Genomic DNA, 8,341 nt, shown 5'->3' with positions numbered 1-8,341 from the left:
ACGTTCGCCGTCCAGCTCGCCAAGACGTTCGGAGCCGAGGTCACCGGTGTGTGCAGCACCCGCAACGTCGATCTGGTCCGCTCGCTCAGCGCGGACGACCGGCTCGCCCGCCCCGACCTCTGGGACTCCGGCAAGGTCGCGGGCGGCGCCGTGTCCGCCGTCTACGCCGGCCGGGGGCTGCGGTCGCGCGAGCGGGCGTCCTGGCAGGTCAGGGTGTGGGACGGGCAGGACCGCGCGTCCGCGTGGAGCGAGCCGTCCCACTTCGAGATGGGCCTGCTCACCGCCGCGGACTGGACGGCCCGCTGGGTCGGCCACCCCGCGTGGACGGGCGACCCGCGGCCGAAGCCCGCGACGGTCGCGTTCCCGGCCAGGACGGCGCGGTACGTCCGGCTGAACGTGACCCGGCTCGGCCTGCCGATCAAGGAGGGCTGGCCGTACAAGGTGTCGCGGCTCCAGCTCGCCGAGGTGGAGGTCCGGGACGGCGCGTCCGGCGCGAACGTGGCGCTGAGGGCCGCGGTGGTCGCGTCCGAGAGCTACACCGTCGACGGGCAGTGGGAGCCGAAGGCCGTCACGGACGGCTCACTGACCAGCGACGACGCCCCGTTCGGCTACACGAGCCTGGAACGCGAGAAGCAGGATCTCGCCGACCCGATCTGGCTCAAGATCGACCTGGGGGAGGAGCGGCGGTTCGACCGCGTGGTGCTGTATCCGCGCACCGACACCATGACCGACGACGAGAGGACCCCCAACTTCCCCGAGGACTTCACCGTCGAGACGTCCAACGACGGCACGGCCTTCGACACGGCCGCCACGGTCAAGGGACAGGAGGCGCCGCCGCCGCTGCACGGCCGGCCGGAGGCCCTCCCCGTCTTCGAACGCGGCTTCAAGCTGGGGAAGCGGGTACGGACGGCCCGCCTCTACGCGACCGCGCTCGGCGTCCTGGACGTCACCGTGAACGGGCGTCCCGTCAGCGACGCCGTCCTGGAACCGCCGTACAGCACGTACAAGAAGCGGCTCGTCTACTCCACCTATGACGTCACCGACCTGCTGCACCGGGGCGGCAACACGGTGCGGGTCGAGCTGGGCCCGGGGATGGCGCACGTCCCGCCGACCCCTGGCCGCTACGAGAAACTGACCCGTTCGGACGGCAAGCCCACCTTCCTGGCACAGCTCGACATCACCTACACCGACGGCACACGCGAGACCGTGGCGTCGGACCCGTCCTGGCGCGCCGCGCTCGGCGCGACGACCTTCGCCAACTGGTACGGCGGCGAGGACCACGACGCCCGCCGCGTGACCCGGGACGGCGACTGGACGGACGCGGTCGAGGTCGCCTCCCCCACCGCGAGCCTCGCCGCCCGCACGTCCCCGCCGATCGAGCCGGTCGCCGTGCTGCGCACCCAGAAGATCACCCAGCCGAAGGACGGCGTGTACGTCGTCGACCTCGGCGTGAACTTCGCCGGGTGGCCGAAGCTGCGCGTCAGCGGCCCCGCCGGGACGAAGGTGACGATGCGTCCCGGCGAGGTGCTCGCCGCGGACGGCACCGTCAGCCAGCACACGACCGGCTCGCCGATCTGGGACACCTACACCCTGTCCGGGCGCGGCACCGAGACGTGGCATCCGCGGTTCGTCTACCACGGCTTCCGCTACCTGCAGCTCGAAGGGCTGCCGTCCGCGCCGGACGACGGCGCGGTCACCGGGATCGTGCTGCGCGCCGCCAACGAGACGGCGGGCACGTTCACCAGCTCGCACGGCCTGCTCAACGACATCCACAAGATCATCGACCGGGCCGTGCAGAGCAACATGTACTCCGTCCTGACCGACTGCCCGCACCGGGAGAAGCTCGGCTGGCTGGAGCAGGCCAACCTCGTCTTCCCGGCCGTCGCGCGCAACTACGACGTGGCCGCCTACTACGGCGACCTCGTCCGGAACATCGCCGAGGCCCAGACCGAGGACGGGCTCGTCCCCGACATCGCGCCCGAGTTCACCGTCTTCGGCGGCGGCTTCCGGGACGACCCCAACTGGGGCAACGTCATCGTGTTCGCGCCCTGGCAGATGTACCGCGCCTACGGCGACACCGCGACGCTGCGCGCCTACTACCCGAACATGGTCCGCTACGTGGACTACCTGTCCCGCAAGGCGAGCGGTCACCTGCTCGACTACGGCCTCGGCGACTGGATCGCGTTCGACACCAGCACCCCGAACGGCGTCACCGCGACCTTCGGCTACCACCGGGCCGTCTCCGCCCTCGCCCGCATCGCGAAGGTCGTCGGCAAGGACGCGGACGCCGCGAAGTACGAGGCCCTCGCCAAGGACATCGGCGACGCGTTCAACGCCAAGTACGCCACCGGTGACACCTATGGGTCGGGCAGCCAGGCGTGCGACGCGTTCGCGCTGGACATGGGCGTCGTCCCGGCCGCGAAGCGGGACGCCGTCCTCGCCCACCTCGTCGACTCGATCAAGGCGAAGGGCTACCACCTCACCGTCGGCGAGATCGCGCTGCCGTCGGTGTTCCACGTGCTGTCCGCGGCGGGACGCGACGACGTCGTCCACGCCTTCGCCACGCAGACCGGCAACCCCAGCTACGGCTACCAGGTCGTCCACGGCGCGACGTCGCTGACCGAGAACTGGGACGGGCCCACGTCCGGCCTCTCGCAGAACCACTTCATGCTCGGCGCGATCGACGAGTGGTTCCACGCCGGCCTCGCGGGCCTCGGCCAGACCGACGACTCGATCGGGTTCGAGACGCTGCTCGTCCGGCCGTCCGTCGTCGGCGACGTCACCCGCGCCGCCGCGACCTACGAGACGCCCCGCGGCCGGGCCGCGTCCTCGTGGCGGCGCACCGGCCGGAAGCTGCGGCTGGACGTGACCGTCCCACCCGGCGCGAAGGCCCGCGTGGAGTTCCCGCTCCTCGGCGGAACCTCCAAGCCGAGCGCCCCCTCCGACGCCCGCAGGCTCGGCGTCCAGAACGGCCGCGCCCTCTTCGAGATCGGCTCCGGCGACTGGAGGTTCGAGAACCCCCCGTCCTAACCCCGCCGACCCCGGTGGGCCGCCGGGCCACAACCCAGCGGCCCACCGCCCCTAGACACACCCGCCAAACCAAACCACCCCTCACCTCTCGCCGAGGCGCGCGCCGCACTGGTGAACGGCCCGTGGCCTGACGACGGCAGGCTGCCGCCGCCCGCGGCAGAGGTCAGCTTCTACACGGCGGTCTCCTTGAAAGCCCGCGCGGCAAAGGGCGGGGGGCCGCTCGACCAGCTCTACGTGCTGGAGTACCAAGGCCCCAAAGCGCAGTACATCAAGTTCGGGCACACCAAGCGGCTAGCGAAGCGCTTGAGGGAGTTCCACATCCCCACGGCAAGGCATGGGTGGGCGCTCCTCAATGGGTGGGCCACGCCCCCCGTGGAAGACGCCAGACCTCTGGAGACCCTCTTACTGTCCTACGCACAACGCTTCGAGCACCAGCGTGTAGACGCCAAGGAGTCTTTCTTCGGAATGCCCTACAAGACGGGGCTCTACCTCACGTGGTCGGTGTTCTGCGAGGTAGCGGGCAAGAGGCCCCTGACGTCCGGACAGTAGCGATCACTCGCATGTTCACCGCACACGGGACGGTCAGGTGCGGACACTGCCACGGGACGAGATCACCATGGTGGACGGCACGGGCCCGTGCCTGCCTGACGGGGCTTGTCCGTCAGGCAGGGAAGCGGTTCCACGTGTGGCGAAAGGCGGCCGGCCGACAGTGCGCGGGCCAAGGCAAGCCGCTGCCGGTCGTCGCGGCTCGCGCTACTTCTTGAGTTCGTAGCGCAGGAGCACCACACCGTTTCCGAACGGCGTGGCCTCGGCCAGCTCCAGGTCTCGGCGATCTTCGAAAACGCGCCTTCCCTTGCCGCGTGACACTGGGCATACCCGCATCTGGACTTCGTCGACGACACCGACGTTCATCAGGGAGCGCATGAGACTCAGGCTGCCCCACAGCAAGATGTCCTTGCCGCTCTGCTGCTTGAGCTCCCGGACGGTGGCGGCCGGGTCACGCGTCACGGTCGCGGCGGGGAAGTCACCCCAGGGGGCGTTGTCCAGCTTCGACGAGGCGACGAACTTGGTGAGGCCGTTGAACTTCTTGCCGTACTCCCCCTGCTCGTCGGCGTACGGCCAATAGTCCTTGGACTGGTGGTAGGTGTTGGCGCCGATGATCATCGTGTCGACCGAGTCGATGAACCCCATCACGCTCGATTCGAACTCCTTGTCGGTGGTCTCGGAGAAAGGCTCTCCGGACACGAAGCTGAGCCCGCCGTCCTCCTCCGCCGCGATGTTGTCGACGGTAATCCACTGCTGGACTATGAGTTTCCTCATGGATCTGTTCGCTCCCTCGCTGGGACCCTAAAGGGCAGGTTCTTCATTCAGTTGGATCGCCATGGCGGTTCTTTTCTTTGCCGCATTCTCGACGCCCGGAAACGCGCGAACGCGATCGATGCGGGTGGAAGGGGCCCCACTCGCTTCGAGGGACCTCAGCCCTGCCGGGCTTGCCGCTGGATCAGTTCCTCGACCGCGCTCGGGAGGGTCGTCTCGAAGTCGATGAGCTTCGCCCAGGTCGGGGTGACGACGATGCGGACCATGGCGTCGTAGAGCGAGCGGACCCCAGCCTCCCATTCGACTCTTTGCTCGGGGGTCATCTGGTAGCTGCCGTTCATATCGAGATACTCGTCCGGGATGCCGTCGACGACGTCGAGTTCGGCCCGGCCGCGGATGAGCAGGAGCTTGGGCGGGTGCACCTCTGTGTCGATCGTCAGGGCGACCGCCGGGTTGCGGCGGAGGTGGGCGAGTTTCGGGGCGTTCGTTGCGGTGCACATGACGATCTCGGAGCCGTTCCATTTGAAGCCGATCGGAACGTTCCGGGGCGTGCCGTCCTTGGCGACGTAGGCGAGGCGGGTCATATCACGGGCCAGCAGTTCCCGGCTCAGCGGACGGTTCAGGATGTCGCTGACCTCGTTCGGCGTGCTCATTTCGCGGCTCCTTTCGGGAGGTCGTAGAAGCGGCGGACGCTGGAGCCGATGCGGCGCAGGTCGGTGCCGTAGATGTGCAGGGAGACGGCGGTGTCGTCGCCGGTGTTGCGGACGCGGTGGATGTCGCCGGGCGGGGCGAAGCCGCTGACCTCGCCGGTCCGGTTCGCGTGGCCGCCGACCTCGGTCAGGGTGCTGCCGTCCTCGGAGAGCGCGTACAGGTCCTCGTACTCCACGCCGGCCAGGACGCCGAACACGCACCAGGTCACATGGTCGTGGACCCGGGTCACCGCGCCGGGCCGCCAGGCGATGGCCACCATCGAGAACGAGCCGTCCGGCTCCACGTGCAGGCGGTGGCCGCTGGAGGTGCCGCGCTCGCCGGCGAGCTGGTCCGCCGTGAGCAGTCCGGGCGACGGCAGGTGCTCGCGCAGTGCGTCGGCCACGTAGGACGCGGTGTCGCGCCGGCCGGCCTTGCGGGCGACGGCCGCGCGTACCGCGATGACCAGTTCGCCCAGCTCCGCGGCGGGGCGCACGGTTAGGGTGTTCATAGTGTCTCCCTGTCGGGTGTGCTTCCAGCGTCCGCCTTGAAGGGACGTGAGGTCATCCGTGCCGGCCGCAGAGCACCACGGATGCCACTACGGAAGCCACTACGGAGAGGGGCACGGTGGCGGAGCGGATTTCGGAGCGGGAGGCCGAGGTGCTGGCCGCGCTCGGCGCGCGGTCGTCCAACGCGCAGATCGCGAACCGGATGCACATCTCGGTGCGCACGGTCGAGAGCCACGTGTCGTCGCTGCTGCGCAAGTACGGCGTGGCCGACCGATGGGCGCTGGCGGAGCTGGCCCGCTCCGGGGAGCGGGAGCCGGGGCGCATCGTCGGTCTGCCGGTGTCCGGCACGACGTTCGTGGGCCGCGACGCCGAGCGCGCCGCAGTGGGGGCCGCGATCGAGGAGGCCCGGCTGGTGACGCTGCTGGGGCCGGGCGGCGTGGGCAAGACCCGGCTGGCCGCGGTGGCCGCCGAGAACGCCGTCGCGTCGTTCCCGTCCGGCGGCGGGTTCGTGGACCTGGTGCCGGTGCGCGCCGGGTTCGTGGCCCGCGCCGTCGCGACCACGCTCGGGGTCACCGAGGGCTCGCATCAGCCGCTGGACGAGGCGGTCGCGGCGCGCCTGGGCACCGGGCGGTCGCTGCTCGTCCTGGACAACTGCGAGCACGTGATCGACGAGGCGGCCGCGTTCGCCGAGCGGATCCTCGCCGCCTGCCCGGGCACCCGCGTCCTGGTGACCAGCCGGGAGCGGCTCGGCGTCCCGGGTGAGCGCAGCGTGCCGATCGCCCCGCTGCCGCTGGGCTCGGACGCCGAGCGGCTGTTCCTCGACCGGGCGCTGGCCGCCGACCCGGAGTTCGTGGCGGAACCCGCGGTGGTCGCGGACCTGTGCGCGCGGCTGGACGGCATGCCCCTGGCGATCGAGCTCGCGGCGGCGCGGGGCGCGTCGCTGGGCGCCACGGGACTGCTCGCCGCCCTGGAGGACGCGCTGCGGCTGCTGTCGGGCGGCCGGGGCGGCGCCGAACGGCACCGGTCCCTGCGCGCGGTGCTGTCCTGGAGCTACGACCTCCTCGACGAGGAGGAGCAGGCGCTGTTCCGTCGGCTCGGGGTGTTCGTCGGGGCCTTCGACCTGGACGCCGCGGTCGCCGTGGGCGGGGATCGGGCGAGCGTCGCGGACCTGCTCGGCCGGCTGGTGGACAAGAGCCTGGTCGTGCACATCCGCGGGCGGGTCAGCCGATGGCGCCTGCTGGAGACCGTACGGGCGTTCGCGCTGGCCCAGATGTCGGCCGCGGGCGAGGAGGACAAGACCCGGGCACACCACCTTCGCTGGGCCGCCGACGCGGCGTCCGCCGCGGAGGGCGGGCTCGGCGCTCCCGCCTGGCGGGAGGACTTCGACGCCATGGCCGCCGACCTGCGGGCCGCGCTGGCCGCCTCCAGCGGTCCGGGCGAGGTGACGCATCGGCTGGCCGCCGCGCTGGCGCACCTGACCTTCGCCCGCCGGCACCTGCTGGAGTCCTTCGCGCACCACCGGACCGCCGCCGCCGTCGCGCCGGACGCGGCCTCGGCGGCACGCGATCTGCGCGCCGGCGCCGGGTGCGCGCACGTCAGCACCACGTCCAACCTGCACGTGTACGAGCTGCTGCTGGAGGCGGCCGACCAGGCGCGGCGAGCCGGCGACGACCGCGGCCGGGCGATCGACCTGGCCCGCGCGGTCGAGACGGCGTGCCGGTACCCCGAGGCGTTCGAGACCGGCGTACCGCGCGAGCGCCTGCGCGGCCTCCTCGACGACGCGGTCGCGGCCGCTCCCGCCGACGACCCCGAGGTGGCGGCGTGCCTGGCCGTGGCCCGCGCGTGGCTGGCGGGCCCGCACAAGGGCGCGCCGGACGGCGAACTCGCCGCGGCCGCCGTCGCCGTCACCCGGGCGACGGCGGATCCGGTCCTGATCAGCTCCGGGCTGTGCGCGGCGGCGACCGCGGCGCTGCGCGCCGGACGGTTGCGCGAGGCCAACCGCATCACCGGCGAGCGCCTGCGGATGCTGCCGTCCATGGACCGCGACGACCCGTCCTGCGCGCCGGAGATCTGCAACACCTACGGCCGCGCCTGCATCTACGCGATCATGGCCGGCGACCTGCCCGGCGCGATGGCCGCGGCGCGGGCGGGCATCGAGGACGACCTGCTGAGCGATACCCACATCACGGCCAGCCGCCTGGTCCAGCCGCTCGTGCTGACCGGCCGCTTCCGCGACGCGATCGGACACGCCGAACGGATGTGGGACCAGTGGGAGCGGGCCGGCCGGCCGGCCCCGCTCTGGATGCTGCCGGCCGTATGCACCACCGTCCTGGCGTGCGTGATGCTCGAGGAGCGCGCCGCGCTATGGCGGTCCCGCGCCGCGGAGGTGGCCGGCGACACGCTCGGCACGGCGGCGGTCGCGGCATTCGTCGACGCCCGCGTCGCCCTCCACAAGGGCCGATACGAGACCGCCGGCCCCCTCGTACGCAGGGCCTTCGCCGTCAACGCGCCGCTGGACCCGTACCTGGCGTACGCCCGGGCGGCGGGCGCGGACCTGGCCGCGGCGGCACGCCTGCCCGACGCCGCGGACCTGCTGGCGGCCGCCACCCCGCTCGCCGAGGAGAACGCCTGGACGGCGGCCTGCCTCGCCCGCGCGCGCGGGCGCCTCCATGAGGACCGTTCCGAACTGGCCCGCTCGATCGAAGCGTGGGAACACCTGGACGCGCAGGCGGAACGAGATCACACGGAAGCACTGCGGACGCGGCTCTAGCCTCATCACCCACTCGGCGAACTGGCTC

General features: G+C 71.8%; 6 protein-coding genes. 3 read left to right on the top strand and 3 right to left on the bottom strand.

From position 1 onward, the window contains the following. The coding region (locus E1291_RS21560) for a family 78 glycoside hydrolase catalytic domain (RefSeq protein ID WP_131739702.1) at positions 1-3,030 on the top strand (3,030 nt) is incomplete at its 5' end. Positions 3,031-3,141: 111 nt separating this feature from the next. Further along, complete coding sequence (locus E1291_RS21555; protein WP_131739700.1) at positions 3,142-3,579, top strand: GIY-YIG nuclease family protein; 438 nt, start codon at positions 3,142-3,144, stop codon at positions 3,577-3,579. A 204-nt stretch (positions 3,580-3,783) separates the two neighbouring features. On the opposite strand, the gene E1291_RS21550 is transcribed toward E1291_RS21555, so the two are convergent. From E1291_RS21550 to E1291_RS21540, 3 genes are all read right to left on the bottom strand, one after another. Beyond that, positions 3,784-4,350, bottom strand: coding sequence for a dihydrofolate reductase family protein (locus E1291_RS21550; RefSeq protein WP_131739698.1), 567 nt, complete (start codon positions 4,348-4,350; stop codon positions 3,784-3,786). Positions 4,351-4,505: 155 nt separating this feature from the next. Further along, positions 4,506-5,000: a pyridoxamine 5'-phosphate oxidase family protein gene (locus tag E1291_RS21545; RefSeq protein WP_131739696.1), complete on the bottom strand. Its 495-nt coding sequence runs from the start codon at positions 4,998-5,000 to the stop codon at positions 4,506-4,508. Next, complete coding sequence (locus tag E1291_RS21540) at positions 4,997-5,545, bottom strand: cysteine dioxygenase family protein (protein WP_131739694.1); 549 nt, start codon at positions 5,543-5,545, stop codon at positions 4,997-4,999. Before E1291_RS21540 ends, E1291_RS21545 begins: the two co-directional genes overlap by 4 nt. A gap of 116 nt (positions 5,546-5,661) precedes the next feature. Between E1291_RS21540 and E1291_RS21535 the strand changes: the two genes are divergently transcribed. Beyond that, complete coding sequence (locus tag E1291_RS21535; protein WP_131739692.1) at positions 5,662-8,313, top strand: ATP-binding protein; 2,652 nt, start codon at positions 5,662-5,664, stop codon at positions 8,311-8,313. The last annotated feature ends 28 nt before the right edge of the window (positions 8,314-8,341 follow it).

Source organism: Actinomadura roseirufa, from assembly GCF_900659635.1.
Classification (GTDB): Bacteria; Actinomycetota; Actinomycetes; order Streptosporangiales; family Streptosporangiaceae; genus Spirillospora; species Spirillospora roseirufa.
Note: the sequence above shows the minus strand (reverse complement) of the source record. Positions and strands in the feature narration are given on the sequence as shown.